Origin of the sequence: Hydrogenophaga sp. 5NK40-0174 (assembly GCF_040372165.1) — a bacterium.
GTDB lineage: Bacteria > Pseudomonadota > Gammaproteobacteria > Burkholderiales > Burkholderiaceae_C > Hydrogenophaga.
Genome location: NZ_BAABWG010000002.1, coordinates 808917 through 826457, shown reverse-complemented (window position 1 = coordinate 826457; position 17541 = coordinate 808917). Strand labels below are relative to the sequence as shown.

14 protein-coding genes are annotated in these 17541 nt (G+C 61.8%); 4 read left to right on the top strand and 10 right to left on the bottom strand.

All coding sequences use genetic code 11. The features are described 5' to 3' along the window. Positions 1 to 96 precede the first annotated feature (96 nt). Both ABWV89_RS09575 and ABWV89_RS09570 read left to right on the top strand, forming a co-directional pair. Positions 97 to 2652, top strand: a complete 2556-nt coding sequence (locus ABWV89_RS09575; protein ID WP_353396036.1) for an FtsX-like permease family protein — start codon at positions 97 to 99, stop codon at positions 2650 to 2652. Next, a complete protein-coding gene (locus ABWV89_RS09570; protein ID WP_353396035.1) occupies positions 2652 to 3776 on the top strand; it encodes a lipocalin-like domain-containing protein in 1125 nt (374 codons plus the stop codon). The genes ABWV89_RS09575 and ABWV89_RS09570 overlap by 1 nt, the downstream gene beginning before the upstream one ends. Positions 3777 to 3817: 41 nt before the next feature. On the opposite strand, the gene ABWV89_RS09565 is transcribed toward ABWV89_RS09570, so the two are convergent. Further along, on the bottom strand, positions 3818 to 4924 hold the full coding sequence (locus ABWV89_RS09565; RefSeq protein ID WP_353396034.1) for a M48 family metallopeptidase: 1107 nt from the start codon (positions 4922 to 4924) through the stop codon (positions 3818 to 3820). A 22-nt stretch (positions 4925 to 4946) separates the two neighbouring features. Continuing rightward, entirely contained in the window at positions 4947 to 6155 is a 1209-nt protein-coding gene (locus ABWV89_RS09560; RefSeq protein ID WP_353396033.1) for a YjgN family protein, read from the bottom strand. 190 nt (positions 6156 to 6345) lie between these two features. On the opposite strand from ABWV89_RS09560, the gene ABWV89_RS09555 reads away from it, so the two are divergent. Then, a complete protein-coding gene (locus tag ABWV89_RS09555) occupies positions 6346 to 8139 on the top strand; it encodes an ABC transporter transmembrane domain-containing protein (protein WP_353396032.1) in 1794 nt (597 codons plus the stop codon). Between the two features lie 109 nt (positions 8140 to 8248). Next, complete coding sequence (locus ABWV89_RS09550) at positions 8249 to 9565, top strand: Glu/Leu/Phe/Val family dehydrogenase (RefSeq protein WP_353396081.1); 1317 nt, start codon at positions 8249 to 8251, stop codon at positions 9563 to 9565. A gap of 355 nt (positions 9566 to 9920) precedes the next feature. Here ABWV89_RS09550 and ABWV89_RS09545 read toward each other — a convergent pair whose 3' ends face one another. The 8 genes from ABWV89_RS09545 to ABWV89_RS09510 form a co-directional block, all read right to left on the bottom strand. After that, positions 9921 to 10406: a DUF1178 family protein gene (locus ABWV89_RS09545; protein WP_353396031.1), complete on the bottom strand. Its 486-nt coding sequence runs from the start codon at positions 10404 to 10406 to the stop codon at positions 9921 to 9923. A 77-nt stretch (positions 10407 to 10483) separates the two neighbouring features. Further along, a complete protein-coding gene (locus ABWV89_RS09540) occupies positions 10484 to 11110 on the bottom strand; it encodes an NUDIX domain-containing protein (RefSeq protein ID WP_353396030.1) in 627 nt (208 codons plus the stop codon). Between the two features lie 16 nt (positions 11111 to 11126). After that, positions 11127 to 11429, bottom strand: coding sequence for a DUF2818 family protein (locus tag ABWV89_RS09535; RefSeq protein WP_353396029.1), 303 nt, complete (start codon positions 11427 to 11429; stop codon positions 11127 to 11129). 25 nt (positions 11430 to 11454) lie between these two features. Further along, positions 11455 to 12957 (bottom strand): NADH-quinone oxidoreductase subunit NuoN, encoded by a 1503-nt coding sequence (gene nuoN / locus ABWV89_RS09530; protein WP_353396028.1) that lies wholly within the window; start codon positions 12955 to 12957, stop codon positions 11455 to 11457. A 38-nt stretch (positions 12958 to 12995) separates the two neighbouring features. Continuing rightward, positions 12996 to 14471, bottom strand: a complete 1476-nt coding sequence (locus ABWV89_RS09525) for an NADH-quinone oxidoreductase subunit M (RefSeq protein ID WP_353396027.1) — start codon at positions 14469 to 14471, stop codon at positions 12996 to 12998. Between the two features lie 13 nt (positions 14472 to 14484). Next, positions 14485 to 16533 (bottom strand): NADH-quinone oxidoreductase subunit L, encoded by a 2049-nt coding sequence (gene nuoL, locus ABWV89_RS09520; RefSeq protein WP_353396026.1) that lies wholly within the window; start codon positions 16531 to 16533, stop codon positions 14485 to 14487. A gap of 40 nt (positions 16534 to 16573) precedes the next feature. Beyond that, positions 16574 to 16891 carry an NADH-quinone oxidoreductase subunit NuoK gene (nuoK, locus tag ABWV89_RS09515; protein WP_353396025.1) on the bottom strand — a complete coding sequence of 106 codons (318 nt, stop codon included), beginning with the start codon at positions 16889 to 16891 and terminating at the stop codon, positions 16574 to 16576. Further along, on the bottom strand, positions 16888 to 17541 hold the full coding sequence (locus tag ABWV89_RS09510; protein ID WP_353396024.1) for an NADH-quinone oxidoreductase subunit J: 654 nt from the start codon (positions 17539 to 17541) through the stop codon (positions 16888 to 16890). The genes nuoK and ABWV89_RS09510 overlap by 4 nt, the downstream gene beginning before the upstream one ends.

Below are 17541 nucleotides of genomic sequence, written 5' to 3'. Positions count from 1 at the left end.
ATTCTATCGGTTGCCGGGGTGTCTGGCCTCTCTCGCGTGATTGCCCTGCCCTCCGTACGCACAACGGGCAAGGTCGCATCGAGGTAAGCTCCCCCCATGCAGATCTCGCCGTTGTTGCGCCAGTTTTCCTGGCAGGACTGGCGCCACCACCCCTGGCGCACCGGTGCCGCCGTGCTCGCCGTGATGCTGGGGGTTGCGCTCGGGTTGGCGGTACACCTCATCAACGCCTCTGCGCTCAGCGAGTTCTCCAGCGCAGTGCGAACCATCAACGGCGAGCCCGACGTTCAAGTGCGCTGGCGCAATGGCCTCATGCCCGAAGCCTGGTACGACCATCTGGCCCTGAACGAAGGCGTCAAGCTGGCAAGCCCGGTCCTGGAGCAAAAGGTTCGCGGGGTGGCAGGCGAGACCTCGTCCGCCACCGTCGTACTGGCTGGTGTCGACGTGCTGACCATCGGACAGGTAGCGCCCCAGCTGATGCCCCGCCCCGACGACACCGAGTCCAGCCGCCTGGTCTGGTTCGAGCCGGACGCAGTGTTCCTCAACCCGGCGGCGCGGCGCCTGTGGGGCAATGCTCAACACATCACCATCGACACCGGCGGCCAGACACACCGTTTGCGAGTGGCCGGGACAGTGTCGGCGAGCGGACCTCCCCTGATCGTGATGGATGTGGCCGCGGCACAAGTGATCACAACCCGTCAGGGTTACCTCAGCCGCGTCGACTTGCTCCTGCACCAGTCGCTGGATGAGAATGCGCTCGGCTTGCCCGGCAACGCCTGGCTCGAACGTCCAGCGCAGGCCGACGACAGAGCACAGGCCTTGTCCAGGGCCTACCGGGTCAACCTCACAGTGCTCGCACTGGTGGCCTTGTTCACCGGCGCGTTCCTGGTGTTCTCGGTACTTTCCCTGTCGGTGGCCCGACGCCAACAGCAGTTTGCGCTTCTGGGCGTGCTCGGCCTGTCGGCGAGCGAACGCATGAAGGTGGTGCTGTGGGAATCTGCATTGCTGGGTTTGGCCGGCAGTGCACTGGGCATTGCCCTGGGCGCTGCGCTCTCTTGGATGGCGCTGCAATGGCTGGGCGGCGACCTGGGGGGAGGCTACTTTGCCGGCGCTGCGCCACCTCTTCAATGGCACTGGGATGCCGCGCTGGTCTATGCCGCCCTCGGTACCCTGGCTGCACTTGCGGGTGGCTGGTGGCCTGCCCGAAGCATGGGTCAGATGGCGCCTGCCCCGGCGCTCAAAGGCCTTGGGCTCACGGGCGGCTCCAGCGGATCGGGTGGTCTGAAGCTGGCCCTGGCGGCCATGATCGCGGCAGTCGCACTGACCCTTCTGCCCCCCATCGCCGGCATGTCCCTGGGCGCCTACGTGGCGATCGCCTTGCTGCTGCTCGGCGGCATCGCCGCCTTGCCCGCGCTGGCAGGCGCCTTGCTGCGCCAGCTGGCACCCATGGTTCAACAACGGCCACTCCTGATGCTCGCCGTCGAACGATCGCGACGCCTGCGTGCAGTGGCCGCAGTGGCCACCAGTGGTGTGGTGGCCAGTCTGGCGCTTTCCGTGGCACTCACTGTCATGGTTGGCAGTTTCCGCACCTCGGTCATGCAGTGGCTGGAAGAGGTTCTTCCCGCACAGCTCTACGCTCGTTCCGGTGGGCGAGGCCTGGGAGACGGGCAAGTCCTGCCGCCCGCCTTCATCGACGCCATTGCCCGCCTGCCGCAGGTTGACCGCGTAGATGGCTTGCGCGCCCTGCAGTTGCAACTCACCCCCGATTTACCCCCCGTGACCCTGATCGCGCGCCCTCTGTCGCCAGACAAGCCACCTGGCACACTGGTCGCCCCGGCACTGCCACGGCCCGAATCCGGAGAGGATGGTGCGCCCGTCACGGCGGTGTTCATCAGTGAGTCCATGCGCGACCTCCATGGCATCAAGCCAGGTCAATGGCTCTCTCAGGTGGAGACAGCCATCGGGCGCGGAAAAGACGCTGGCCGGCTGCGACTGTATGTCGCCGGTGTCTGGCGCGACTATGCGCGACAGAACGGCAGTGTGCTGATGGACCTGGACGCGTACCGCCACATGACGGGCGACGAATCCATCAACGACATCTCCATTCACCTGCACCCGGATGCCACAGTAGGGGAGACGACCATCGCCATCGAAGGGGCCGCCGCGGACCTCGGGCTGGACAAGCGTCAGTATGAACTGGCATCGGCCGACACCATCCGGACCACCTCGCTGCGCATCTTCGACCGCAGCTTTGCGGTCACCTACTGGCTTCAGGCGGTGGCCATCGGCATCGGCCTGTTTGGCGTGGCCGCCAGTTTCAGCGCGCAGGTGCTGGCGCGCAGAAGGGAGTTCGGCTTGCTCGCACACCTGGGTCTCACCCGGCGCGACATCCTGGGTGTGGTGGCCTGCGAAGGCCTGGCATGGACCTCGCTGGGGTCGATCGCCGGCCTGCTGCTGGGCTTGGCGGTGAGCGTGATTCTGGTGCACGTGGTCAACCCTCAGAGTTTTCACTGGACCATGGACCTGCAGATTTCCTGGCCACGCCTGTGGCTGCTGTGCATGGCTGTCGTGGTCTCGGGCACTGTCACCGCCTGGCTGGCAGGACGCAGCGCTGCCAGCCGCGACGCCGTACAGGCGGTCAAGGAGGATTGGTGATGCATTTTTCAAGTCGTCGGCAATGGCTGGCCTGGGCAGGCGCCGCCTGGATCGCTGGCTCGAACGGCCTGCCGGCATTCGCCTCACCAATGGCCCGCAGGGCCTTGCAGTTCCCTCGCGACCACGGCAGCCACAACGACGCGCAAACGGAGTGGTGGTACCTCACCGGCCATGCAAAGACCGGGCGCGGCCAGCTCTTCGGCTTTCAGTTGACCTTCTTTCGGAGCCGCGTCCCTCTCAGCACAGCATCGAATGGACGGCTCGCTCCGCGCCAGTTGCTCTTTTCTCACGCCGCCCTGACCGACGTCGCTGCCAGCCGCCAATGGCACGACCAGCGCATCGCCCGCTGGAACGGCATCACAACCCGCCCGCCAGAAGCGCCCAGGTACGCCCAAGCGTCTACCGAGGACATGGCGGTTCACATTGGTGCGGACGCCTTTCTGCGACGGGAAACGGACGGCACCTGCACTGCGCACATCAGCACCCGGGACTTCGCTCTCAGGCTCCGGTGCATGCCCACACAAGCCCTCCTGCTTCAGGGCACAGAAGGCTTTTCGCGAAAAGGGCCCTCAGATGAGAACGCCAGCTACTACGTCACCCACCCGCAACTGAACGTTCAGGGCCAACTTCGGTCCAATGGCGAAGAGATGGACATCGAGCAAGGCAAAGCCTGGCTTGATCACGAATGGAGCGCTTCACTGCTGCCCACCGAGGCAGTGGGCTGGGACTGGATCGGCATCAACCTGCACAACGGCGCGGCCCTCACTGCATTCCGCCTGCGCCGCACAGACGGGAGCACCGTTTGGGCGGGAGGCTCATGGCGAGCAAATGGCTCATCCACCGCAACGAGCTTTGCCGCCACCGAGGTCAACTGGACGCCACTGAGCCACTGGCGAAGCGACCGGACACAAGCGAGCTATCCTGTTCGATGGCGAGTGGACACACCTGCCGGCACATTCGTCGTGAAAGCACTGGTCAACGACCAGGAGCTCGACAGCCGTCAGAGCACGGGCACGGTGTATTGGGAAGGGCTATCCGCCTTGTACGATTCGTCCGGCGCAGGGGAACCGCTCGGTATGGGGTATCTGGAGATGACCGGCTACGCCGGGCGCGTGCGTCTCTGAGCCGGGCTGTTGAACCGGGCTGAGAACGACGAAGCCAAGCGCTACTCCTGAACCGCGTCCGGGCGCCAGGTACGGAAATACCTTATCCGTTCCTGATCGCCAGGGTGTGAGGAAATCGCAATGCCCAGGCCATCGCCGCCCTCATCATCATGACCACCATCTTCTTCATGCCCGGAATGCTCGTCGGCCTTGCGTCCACGCCCCGATGAGCCCATGCGCTCGAAAAACAAGGCCATGACTGCCGGCGAAATGCCCGCGTCGTGCAACATCTGCGCCGAATGCGCGTCCGCTTCCCGCTCGACATCACGCGAGTAGCCCTGCGTGGTCAGGGTCAACGGTATGGTGGTCAGGAAGGTGCTGGCATCACCCAGAACCAAGCCTGCCAGCGCACTGAGCATGCTCGATCGGAACAGCATGTTCAGTCCGTGCTTGTGTTCGACATGGCCCAGCTCATGCGCCAGCACGCCCACAATGGCATCGGGCTCATCCTCAAGCAGCCTGACCAGCTCATCTGTCACCACCATGTGGCCACCGGGCAATGCAAACGCATTCGGCCCCAGCAGTTTGGCCTTGTGAAAAGACAGCTGCCATTCGGGGGGAGCGTCCCGGTGGCGGTAAGCTTCCTGAACAACCGCTTCAAAGCGTTGCCGCAAGGCGGTCTGTTGCGCCTCGGGAAGCTCGCTGTCGTCGAGGAACATTTTGTCCAGCTGCTTCATGCTGTAGTCGCCAATGGACTCTTCCACCGCGGCTGGCACCATGTCCGCCATGACGGATGCCGCGATCGGTACGCCCCACAGCCACGCCCCCACCAGAAAAGCCACGGTGCCTGCCGCCGACATGAAGGCACCCCGCCAGGATTGCATCATCTGGACGACCGCACTGTCCTCATGCCCGTGCGACTCGCGCCACATGTCCCATTCCGGGCCGTCTGCGTGCACGATCATCCCGCCGTCGGGCAGGTACACCTGCCGCTGACCATGGCGAGTGCGTTCAGGCCAGCGCACCTGGCGAACCGGATAGGCGCGCGATTGCCCGTCTTCGCTGCGAAAGCGAAGCTCCCCCTCTTCCAGCCGCAACCAGACCGTGCGCGGCTTCGGTGTCTGGCCGTCGTACCAGACGCTGGTGAGCGTGGAAAAGGCGCCTTCCATTGTGGCTTGGTCCGGCAGTGACTCAGAAGCCGATGTCGATGTCGAAGAAATCTCCAGCGGCATCCCCCACAGGACCTGCCTCGGACTGAGCCCGTGCCACCCACTGGTCCACGTTGCCTTCCACCTCGATGGCCATGGCCTCGAGCTTGACCTTGGTCAGGTTCACGCGCGCCCATGGCCAGTACAGGCCCAGCGTGATGGCGGTGAGCAGCCAGTTCTTGAGTGTGACCTTGAACAGCGGCTTGAATTCCAGATCGCTGAGAAACGTCAGCCTCGGGCTGCGCGTGTTGTTCCACAACAGGTTCTGCATGCGTGACTGAAAGTAGGTGCCAGTGATCAACGGAATGACGATGTACACCAATGACACCAGGCCAATGATGGCGCCCATGGCCGCCCCCATCGAGTCTTCGATGCCGCCGGAAGCCACCCCCAAGACGCCCACCGCCAGCATGATGACGGCCGCAATGATGGCGACCACGATGGACACACCCATCGAAAGCAAGAACAGCTTGCCCCACAGCAAGTAGAAGCTGCCCGTCGTTGCGGTCAGTTCGGTTCGCTCCTGCGCAAAGCTGTAGCCACCATGCTGATAACGCTTGAGCCGCGTCATGATCCAGGGCAGCATGAAAACGAAGGCAATCATGACCAGCCCGAAAATGCCCATGCCTTGCATCACCTTCTTCGGATCGGCTGTCTCCGGATTGGTCGGCATGACCAGCACAATCACAAGAGCGGGAACGAAAAACGGCAGCATGGCGATATAGGCACTCTTGACGTCTCCGAGGAACGCCAGGCGAACCCCTCGCCAGCTGGTGTTGCGCAAGCGAAAACGCAGCGAAGCGCGCCACAGCGCCGGCCAGACGATGGCAAACACTGCAATGGCAGCCAGGTTGAACTCCGGATAGAAGTTGCTGACGACCGAGTACGTCACACCCAGCACCAGCACAATCAGATAGCCCCAGAACATGCGCCAGGGATTGGCATGAAATCCGAGCGAATCGCCGTCGATGAGCGTGTTGGCCTGGAAGTAGGTCATGCGCCGCGCCCGCGCGAACGGGATGTACAGCGTCAGGGTGATCAGTGTCAGCAGCAGATTGACGATCCAGATCCGGAAATACTCGCTTCCCGAACCGGTGAACTTGATGTCCAGTCGCTTCGGTTGCAGCGGTACGGTGGTCGCACTGCTGTTGTCGTGAATCTCCGTGGGTGCGAAGTCATTGGATTCGGCCATGACCAGCTGTTCCTCCCGCCCCTGACAGGCATTGGTTTCAAACCCGCTGTAGCCCAGCGATGAGTGCAGGATACTAACATTTGACTACACCTTCATGGCTCGTCTGATGGCGTCGGAGGCCAGATCGTGGGACAACCGGTACAGTGGTGGATAGCAACTGTCGCTTTTCAGCCATTTCAGCTCCCCATCCATGGCCCTTCCCGAAACCTCTGCAGCCGAGCGTCCCAAAGGCACCGCCCCCAAGGCGCTCACCGGCCTGTGGCCCTACGTCCGCCCGTACCGCTTGCAGGTGATCCTGGCGTTAGCGTTTCTCGTCATTGCAGCGGGTGCCACCTTGCTGTTCCCGGTGGCCTTGCGCCACCTGGTCGATGGCGGCCTCGGACAAGCAGATGCCGGTGCAAAGGCGCTCGCACTGCGTGGCCATTTTCTGACCTTGTTTGGGGTGGCCGTGGTGCTCGGCCTGGCGTCCGCCACGCGCTTTTACCTGATGAGCTGGCTGGGCGAGCGGGTCACGGCTGACGTTCGCAATGCGGTCTATGCACACGTGCTGCGCCAAAGCCCTGCGTTCTTCGAAACCACCCAGACCGGCGAGGTCATCTCACGCCTGACCACCGATACCACGCTGGTCCAGACCGTTGTCGGCTCATCGTTCTCCATGGGTTTGCGCAGCTCGGTGACCGGACTCGGTGCGCTGGCGATGCTGGTGTGGGCACACCCGGCCGTCATGTTTCAGGTTCTGCTGGTGATCGTGCTGGTGGTACTGCCGGCCATGTGGTTCGGGCGCAGAGTACGGCGCCTCTCCCGCGCCAGCCAGGACAGGGTGGCTGACGCCAGTGCCGTTGCTGCAGAAATCCTCAACGCCATTCCCGTGGTGCAGAGCTACACCGCCGAAACCCGAGAGTCGGCTCGCTTCGCCACCGCCACCGAAGGTGCCTTCAAGACCGCCATGCGCCGCTCGCGCGCCCGCGCTGGCCTGGTGGCCTTCATCATCATTGCCAACGCAGCACTGATCCTCTTCGGCCTGTTCCAGGGCACGCAGTCGGTTCTGGCAGGTGACATCTCCGCTGGCGAACTGGGTCAGGCCGTTCTGCTGGTGGGCATTTTTGCCAGCGCCGTCGCCATTCTGGGAGAGGTCTACGGCGACCTGCTTCGCGCCGCTGGCGCCAGCGAGCGCCTGATGGAGCTGCTGGCCACCGAGTCCCCAGTTCAATCACCCACCAGCCCGATTCAAGTCCCCAAGCCGCAGGGGGGCAGCACCGTGGCGTTTCAGGGTGTGTCCTTTCGCTACCCTTCTCGCCCCGACGAGCTTGCCATCGCCTCTCTGGCATTCGAAGCGAAGGCAGGTCAGACCATTGCACTGGTAGGACCCAGCGGCGCTGGCAAAACCACGGTGTTCGCCCTGCTCCTGCGCTACTACGATCCGGCCGAGGGCCAGATCCTGGTGGACGGCACCCCCATCAACCAGATGGCACTGGCGGCTCTGCGGGAAAGGGTTGGCATTGTTCCCCAAGACCCGGTCATCTTTTCTGCCAACGCCATGGAAAACATCCGCTACGGCAAGCCGGATGCATCTGACGACGAGGTACTGGCAGCAGCCCGAGCCGCCTTCGCCGATGAGTTCATTCAACGCCTCCCCGAAGGCTACCAGACGTTTCTCGGCGAACGCGGTGTCCGCCTCTCAGGCGGCCAGCGCCAGCGCATTGCCATTGCCCGCGCCATGCTCAAGAATCCGCCGCTGCTTCTTCTCGATGAAGCCACCAGTGCACTGGATGCACAGAGTGAACGCATGGTGCAGGCGGCTCTGGCCAGTGCTATGGAAGGACGCACCACACTTGTCATCGCCCACCGCCTGGCCACGATCCAGAAGGCTGATCGCATCCTGGTGCTCGACCATGGCCGGCTGGCGGAGCAAGGTTCTCATGAGGAGTTGATGGGCCACGCGGGCATCTACGCCGGCCTCGCCGCCCTCCAGTTCAATGCCTGAATCCGGATAGCGCTTCAGGCAGCGGAATGCCTGTTATGAAAAAATTGCATAACATCAGGCAAAGCCAGCCATGGACGAGGCCATTGCGCCCCACTATGCTTTCCTCACCATGAAAAACCCCCAGATCGCCCCCATTCCCGCAGCCTCGCTGAACCCGTCGCTTCCGTCCTACCTCGCAGCAGATCACCTTGGCCCCTGGGGCATCTACCTGCAACAGGTCGACCGCGTCACCCCCTATCTGGGCAGCATGTCGCGCTGGGTCGAGACGCTCAAGCGTCCCAAGCGCACCATGATTGTCGACGTACCCATCCAGCTCGACGACGGCACGCACGCCCACTTTGAAGGCTACCGGGTACAGCACAACACCACACGGGGGCCTGGGAAAGGCGGGGTCCGGTTTCACCCTGAAGTTACCCTCTCGGAAGTCATGGCGCTTGCCGCCTGGATGTCCATCAAGAATGCCGCCGTGAACGTGCCTTTCGGAGGGGCCAAAGGCGGCGTGCGCGTCGACCCGAAAGTGCTGTCGCAAGCCGAGCTTCAAAGAGTCACCCGACGCTACACCAGCGAGATAGGCGTCATCATCGGACCCAGCAAAGACATCCCCGCGCCAGACGTCAACACCAATGAACGGATCATGGCCTGGATGATGGACACCTACTCCCAGAACATCGGCGCCACAGCAACCGGCGTCGTCACGGGCAAGCCCGTGGACATCGGTGGTTCACTCGGCCGACGCGAAGCCACCGGCCGCGGTGTGTTCACTGTAGGCATGGAAGCAGCCAGCCGCATGGGCCTGGAAGTCAAGGGAGCGGCCGTCGCCGTGCAGGGCTTCGGCAATGTGGGCGCCGTCGCAGCCCACCTCTTCGAAGGCGCTGGCGCGCGGGTAGTGGCCGTTCAGGACGCACACGGCACGGTCTACAAGGAGTCGGGCCTCGACGTCCAGAGGCTCAAGGCACACCACGACAAATCCGGCTCCGTGGCCGGATACGACCAGGCCGAAACGCTGACGCAAGATGCGTTCTGGGACGTCCCCTGCGACATCATGATCCCTGCAGCGCTTGAGCAGCAGATCACCACGTCCAACGCACCACGTATTCAGGCCAAGATGATCATCGAGGGCGCCAACGGTCCCACCACACCGCTGGCCGACGACATCCTCAACGATCGCGGCATCCTCGTCCTGCCCGACGTCATCGCCAACGCCGGCGGCGTCACGGTGTCCTACTTCGAATGGGTGCAGGACTTCTCCAGCTTCTTCTGGAGCGAAGATGAAATCAACCAGCGGCTGGTGCAGATCCTGAAAAAGGCACTCGACGCCATCTGGACCACCGCCGAGGAGCACAAAGTCAGCCTGCGCACTGCGACCTTCATCATCGCCTGCCAACGCATCCTCCACGCCCACGACCTGCGTGGCCTGTACCCCTGAGGGCAAACGCCACCTTCGAATCCGCGCAACTCGCCCCCTAGCCACTCGGAGCGAAACCGACTCGCCGCCGGGCCGCCCCAAGGTGAAACGCGCCCCCTCGGGGGGGCTGAGGGCTGCGGCTCCGAGTCTGCCTGCGCAGGCTTGGACAGACCGAAGAGGCATGGCCTCCGGCCATGACGCGGCCTGCAAGGCGCGGGTTCATGTGAAACGGCGGAGCGCGGGGGCTACATCACCGGCGTGGGTGACAAGGTTTCACCGCCGGGCCGCCCCAAGGTGAAACGTGCCCCCTCGGGGGGCAGCGACCCGTGAAACGGCGGAGCGTGGGGGCTAATGTCCTAGCGTGGGGGGTACAAGTCTACTGCAGCGTCTCTTTGGTCGAAGACAGACCAGGCAAAGGCACCACGTCGATTCCATCCTCGATGAGTTCCATGGTCTCCTCTGGTGTGGCTTGCCCGCGAATGCTGCGCTGCTCCACTTCGCCGTTGTGCATGGCTCTGGCTTCCTCGGCAAAGCGCTCACCCACATCCTCGGTATTGGCCATCACCTCGCGCAGTGCCTGGAGCATGCGCGCCTGCAAGGCCTTCTGATCACCACCCACTGCGAGCGCAACCTCCTGCCCTTCACGGCCAGCAGCAGGCGCATTGCCCTTGCTGTCAGTCTCCCGAGCATCGCCCTTCTGAAGGTTGAGGCGTGGTGCAGAGAGCATCTTGCGCACTTCCGCCTCACCACACATGGGGCAGGTCAGAATGCCACGCTCCTTTTGCTGGAGATAGTCGTCCTCAGACGAGAACCAGCCTTCGAAGCTGTGGCCATGGGCGCATTGGAGATCAAGAACCTTCATGTCGACAATTATCCGGGAAATCCTGCGGCCGTAACTCAATGCATCAACGACCGGCGCAGCATGGCCGGCAGCAGTGCTCAGCGGCTCCGCTCGTGCCCGGGAGTGACCTGTCCGGACCAATCAAGAGACCACGCACCCGTCCTGACCTGCTCCAGCCACAGTGCAGCCACCAGAGTTTTGGAGTCATACACTGCGCCAGTGCGACAAGCCGCCATCAGTTCTTCATGCGCCATGTCAATGACGTCCAGAAACTCGCCGTCATCGAGCTGCCGCTCACCCAGCGTCAGGTTCCGCGCAAACCAGATGTCGATGATCTCATCCGAGTAGGCGATGGTGGGTGCTAGCCGGCCGGCATATGCCCATTGCCCTGCGTCATAGCCAGTCTCTTCACGGAGCTCGCGCCTGGCACAGTTGAGGCTGCCTTCGCCAGCGTCAAGCTTCCCGGCAGGAAACTCGACCATCACTTCACCCATCGGGTAGCGATACTGCCGCTCCAGGACGACTCGCCCGTTCGGCAACATGGGCACAATCATCACCGCTCCCGGGTGAAGCACAAACTCTCTCGATGCTTCGGCGCCGGACGGGAGTCTGACCGTGTCCCGGGCCACATGGAGGAATTTGCCCCTTAGCAGTTCTTCCCGGCTCAGTCTGTCTTCCCGCAAGTGCGCGTCAGCTGGCGCCTGGCCAGTGGTGTGTTCAGACACGTCAGCCCCAGCCTGTTCAATGGTGACGCTTGAACAGATAGCGCATCACGAATCCGGGAAATGCCAGCGTCACAAACAGCGCCACCGTGGTGGCGTAAAACTCCCAGCCTTGTGGGTAGATCTGACCAGACGTCTGCTCCAGGAACAGGCCGATGCCGCCGACCAGGAAATACCAGACCACGAGCTCCAGCAAGCGACCCCACAGCGGCTTGGACGGCCTGGCAGGAACCACCAGCATCCAGCGATTGCTCAGGAAAGGAAGATTGGCCGCCACGATGGCGGCCAACAACACAATCCAGACAGAAGATGCACTCGACATCTGCGGATCTTCAGAGCGAAAGGGCTCAAGCGCCCGCGAAAATCTGGCTCACCGCTTGCGCACACAGTGCCATGAGACCGCCAGGCACGATGCCCAGGATCAGAACCAGAGCGCCATTGATGGTCAGCAAAGAACGCGCGCCCATCGAGCCTTCGATTTCAGCGGTCTGTGTTGGCGCATCAAAGTACATGACCTTGACCACGCGCAGGTAATAGAACGCACCCACCAGCGACATCAGCACAGCAAAGACGGCCAGCCCGACGTGGAAGCTGTCAGGAGAAGCCAGCAGCGACTGCAGCACCGACAGCTTGGCATAGAAGCCCACCAGCGGCGGCACGCCAGCCAGGGAGAACATGCACATGGCCATGATGGCGGCATACAGCGGGCTACGCTGATTCAAACCGGCCAGATCGGTCAGTTCCTCGGACTCAAACCCTTCGCGAGACAGCAACAGGATCACGCCGAACGAGGCCAGCGTGGTGAGCACATAGGTCACCACGTAGAACATGCCAGATCCGAACGCATTGCCCAGGTTGCTGGTGTCGGTACCGTTCACGCCGGCCACCATGGCCAGCAGCATGAAGCCCATTTGCGCCACCGTGGAAAACGCGAGCATGCGCTTGACGTTTGTCTGCGCGATAGCGGCCAGGTTACCCACCAGCAAGGACACCACGGCCAGCACGGCCAGCATCTGCTGCCAGTGAACCGCCATGGGTTGCAGGCCTTCTGCCAACAAACGGACCACGATCGCGAATGCGGCCAGCTTCGGCGCACCACCGACCATCAGCGTGACGGCAGTCGGGGAACCGTGGTAGACATCAGGCACCCACATGTGGAACGGCACCACACCCAGCTTGAACGCCAGGCCAGCAACGACAAACACCACACCCAGCACCAGCACTTGCTGTGAGCCCTTGAGGGTCGCTTCGCCGCCGGCAATGGCTTTGACCACTTCTGCGAGGTCCAGGGAGCCGGTGGCGCCGTAGAGCATGGACAGGCCATAGAGCAGGAAGCCGCTGGCCAGCGCGCCGAGCACAAAATACTTCATCGCCGCTTCGGTCGCCTTGAGATCATCACGACGCAGCGCCACCAGGCCGTAGCTGGTCAGCGTCAGCAACTCAAGACCCAGGTAGATGACCAGGAAGTTGTAGCCGCCAATCATGACGTAAATGCCCAGCAAGGCGTACAGCGCCATGGTGAAGAACTCGCCACCGCGCAGCATGTCGCGTGAGCCGGCATAACGTCGGCCGTACACCAGCGTCACCAGCATGGCCAGCGATGCAAAGGCCTTGAGCCAATGGCCCATGGGGTCACTGATCACCAGGCCACCCAGGGCGACCACCGTTTTTCCGTCTGCGGCATACACCCCATTGAGCACCGTCAGACCAGCCAGCGTGAGCAGCGTCAGTGCGTAGGTCACACCACGCAAAGGCGACTTCACGCCAATATCCACCAGGGCGATCACACACGTCATCACCAGCAACAGAATCTCAGGGTAGACCGATACCCAGCTGAGGTTGTCAATCATTTGAACAGTCTCTCTTGTGTCTCGTGTACCGGATACGCTCAGTTCAACTTGGAGATGGCCACATGGCGAAGCAATTCAGCCACCGATGCGTCCATCACGTCAGTGAAAGGCTTGGGATGGATACCCATGTAGAGCACCATCACGGCCAGAAGGCCCATCACCAGGAATTCACGGCCATTGATGTCCTTGAGTGCCTTGACATCGTCATTGGCGGGAGCGCCAAGATAGACACGTTTGAACATCCACAGCGAATAGGCTGCACCGAAGATCAGTGCCGATGCGGCCAACGCGCCAATCCAGAAGTTGTACTTCACAGCCGCCAGGATCACCATCCACTCACCGACAAAACCGGCCGTCGCAGGCAAACCGCAATTGGCCATGGTGAACAGCAGCGCAAAGGCGGCGAACTTGGGCATGGTGTTGACCACGCCACCGTAGGCGGCGATCTCGCGCGAATGCACGCGGTCATAGAGCACGCCAATCGAGAGGAACATGGCGGCAGACACGAAACCGTGCGCAATCATCTGAACGATGGCGCCGGAGACGCCCAGGTCGTTGAAGACGAAGAAGCCCAGTGACACAAAGCCCATGTGCGCCACAGAAGAGTACGCCACCAGTTTCTTCATGTCCTGCTGGACCATGGCCACCAGGCCCACGTAAATCACGGCCACCAGGGACAGTCCGATCATCAGGCCAGACCACTCGTGTGATGCGTCAGGCGCAATCGGCAGCGAGAAACGCAGGAAACCGTAGGCGCCGAGCTTGAGCATGATGGCGGCCAGCACTGCCGAACCACCAGTCGGTGCTTCCACGTGCACGTCGGGCAACCATGTGTGCACTGGCCACATCGGCACTTTCACCGCGAAAGCTGCGAAGAAGGCAAAGAACAGCAGTGTTTGTGCCGAGGCCCCCAGCGGCAGCTTGTGCCAGGTCGCCAGATCGAAGCTGCCACCCGACTGGGTGTAGAGGTAGATCAGGGCCACCAGCATCAGCAGCGAGCCGAGCAAGGTGTAGAGGAAGAACTTGAACGCCGCGTAGATCTTGTTCGGGCCACCCCAGATACCGATGATCAGGTACATCGGGATCAGCGTGGCTTCAAAGAACACATAGAACAGCATCGCGTCCAGCGAAGCGAACACGCCAATCATCAGGCCCGAGAGGATCAGGAACGCGCCCATGTACTGATTCACGCGCTGCGTGATGACTTCCCAGCCCGCGATCACAACGATCACGGTGATGAAGGCGGTCAGCAATACCAGCCACAGGGAAATACCGTCCACACCCAGGTGGTAGTTGACATTGAACTGGTCAATCCATGGGGCGAGTTCCACGAACTGCATGGCTGCACTGCCAATCTCGAAATTGGCATACAGCGGCAATGTGACTGCCAGGGAAACCAATGACCCTATCAGGGCAACCCAACGCACTGCATTGGCGTGCTCGTCCCGACCAAAGGCCAGCAAGACGGCGCCGAAGAAAATCGGCGTCCAGATCGCAAGGCTCAGCAAACCCATTTTCTAGTTCTCCTTATTTGGCGAGCCACACGAAGTAGGAAACAAATCCGATCACGCCGAGGATCATGACCAGCGCATAGTGGTAGAGGTAACCACTCTGGGCATGACGGACAGCGGCAGAAACGATGCCCACGATCTTCCAGGAAGCGTTCACCACGCCACCTTCGATCACGCCGCGGTCACCACCTTTCCAAAGGCCGGTTCCCAGCAGACGGGCGCCACGCGCCAGGACGTTTTCGTTGAACCAGTCGAGGAAGTACTTGTTCTCGCCAATGATGACCAGCGGACGCAGGATCTTCGACAGTGCAGCCGGAATCGACGGCGCCACCATGTAGAACAGGTAGGCCACGACCACACCAGCGAGCGCCAGATAGAAAGGAATGGTCTTGAAGGCGTGCAAGGCCATGTGCATGGCACCGGTAAGACCACCCACGATCTCACCACCGCCGTAGAAGAAGTCACGCAGCTCTTGCATGGCAGGATGCGCCTCGGTATTCACTGTGATGGCGTCCTTGAGGAATTCGCCAAACAGCAAAGGCTCGATGGTGATGAAACCAATGATGATGGACGGAATGGCCAGCAGGATCAGGGGCACGGTCACGACCCAGGGTGACTCATGCGGCACGTGCGCGTGACCATGGTCATCGTCATGATGGTCGTGCTCGCCCGGGAATGGCTTGTGATGGAAATTTTCCTTGCCATGGAAGACCAGGAAGTACATCCGGAAGCTGTAGAAGGCCGTCACGAACACGCCGATGATGACGGCATAGTAGGCCCAGTGCGCGGCCGGCAGCTTGCTGAAATGCACCGCTTCAATGATGGAATCCTTGGAGTAGAAACCGGCAAAGAATGGCGTTCCGATCAGCGCCAGGGAACCGATGAGCGAGGTGATCCACGTGAAAGGCATGCGCTTCCACAGCCCACCCATGTTGCGCATGTCCTGATCGTGGTGCATGCCAATGATGACCGAGCCTGCGCCCAGGAACAGCAGTGCCTTGAAGAAGGCGTGCGTCATCAGGTGGAACACCGCCACGTTATAGGCAGACACACCCAGCGCCACCGTCATGTAGCCCAGCTGCGACAAGGTGGAGTAAGCCACCACCCGCTTGATGTCGTTCTGGATGATGCCCAGGAAACCCATGAACAGTGCCGTGATGGCGCCGATCACCAGAATGAAGTTCAGAGCCGTGTCCGACAGTTCGAACAGCGGCGACATGCGCGAGACCATGAAGATGCCAGCAGTCACCATGGTGGCGGCGTGGATTAGCGCGGAGATCGGGGTCGGGCCTTCCATGGAGTCAGGCAGCCAGACGTGCAGCGGGAACTGTGCCGACTTGCCCATGGCGCCGATGAACAGGCAGATGCAGATCACGGTGATGAGCATCCAGTCTGTGCCGGGGAAGCCCAGCGTGCCCAGCTCGTTCGCTTTGGCGAAGACGTCGTTGTAGTTGAGCGAGCCGGTGTAGGCCACGATCAGACCAATGCCCAGAATGAAGCCGAAGTCACCCACACGGTTGACCAGAAAAGCCTTCATGTTGGCAAAGATGGCGGTAGGCTTGTTGAACCAGAAACCGATCAGCAGGTAGGACACCAGGCCCACGGCCTCCCAGCCGAAAAACAGCTGCAGCAGGTTGTTGCTCATCACCAGCATCAGCATGGAGAAGGTGAAGAGCGAGATGTAGGCGAAGAAGCGGTTGTAGCCTGCGTCCTCTTCCATGTAGCCGATGGTGTAGATGTGCACCATCAGGGAGACGAAGGTCACCACACACATCATCATGGCGGTCAGACCATCGACCATGAAGCCGATTTCCATCTTCAGGCCGCCAATGACCATCCATTCGTAAATGGTGTCGTTGAAGCGTGCACCGCCGGCGACGTCTTTGAGTGTCAGGGCGGAGAGAACGAACGCGATGAAAACACCCAGGATGGTCAGGGTGTGCGCGGCGCGGCGCCCGAGCACGTTGCCAGCAAAGGATGTTCCCAGAATACCGGCAAGCGCCGAGCCGACCAGAGGGGCCAGCGGCACTGCCAGAAGCGTGGTTGCAGAAAGTGTGGTGCTCATGGTGTTGTTGCCTGAGTACGGTGTGCCAAAGCGCTCGGCCTTAGCCCTTGAGCTCGTTGAGTTCCTCGACGCTGATCGACGAGCGGGCCCGGAACAGCAGCACAAGAATGGCCAGACCGATGGCGGACTCGGCCGCAGCGACGGTCAGGATGAAGAACACGAACACTTGGCCGTGCAGGTCACCCAGGTATTGCGAGAAGGCCACGAAGTTCATGTTCACAGCCAGCAGCATCAATTCGATGGCCATGAGCAGAACAATGAGGTTCTTGCGGTTGAGGAAGATACCCACCACCGACAGCGCGAACAGCAGCGCACTGACGGTGAGGAAATGGCTCAGGGACAAATGTGCGAAGTTCATGCTTGACCTCCCTCATCCGCGGCATCTGCCGCTGGAGCTGCGCGCCGTGTCGGCTCGACCTTGACCACATCAAGGCGATCCTTGGCACGCACGCGAACCTGCAAGCCGGCGTCGATGGCTTTGGAGTCCTTGCGGTCGCGCAAGGTCAGGACGATGGCAATGATCATGGCCACCAGCAGGATGACCGCAGCTGCCTCGACGGCGTAGATGTACTCGGAGTACAGCAACTTGCCCAGTGCGTGGGTGTTGGAAACCTCGTCGGTCGTGGCTGCAGCCAGCTCACCTGGCACCACGCCTTGCAGTGCCGGGAAACCCGCCCATTGCACAGCGGCCAGTTCGGCTGCGACCAGAAGTCCCAGCGCAGCAGCCAGCGGGAAGTTCTGCCAGAACGCCCACCGGTCATCGTCCAGCCGGATGTCCAGCATCATCACGACAAACAGGAAAAGCACCATCACCGCCCCCAGGTACACCAGCACCAGGGTCAGGCCAAGGAATTCGGCCTTGAGCAGCAGCCACAGGCCCGCTGCCTGCGAGAAGGCCAGCATCAGGTACAGCACCGCGTGCACAGGATTGCGGGCCGTGATGACACGGAACGCCGCAAACAGCATCACGGCCGAGAACAGGTAGAAAAATCCGGTCTGGAAATCCAT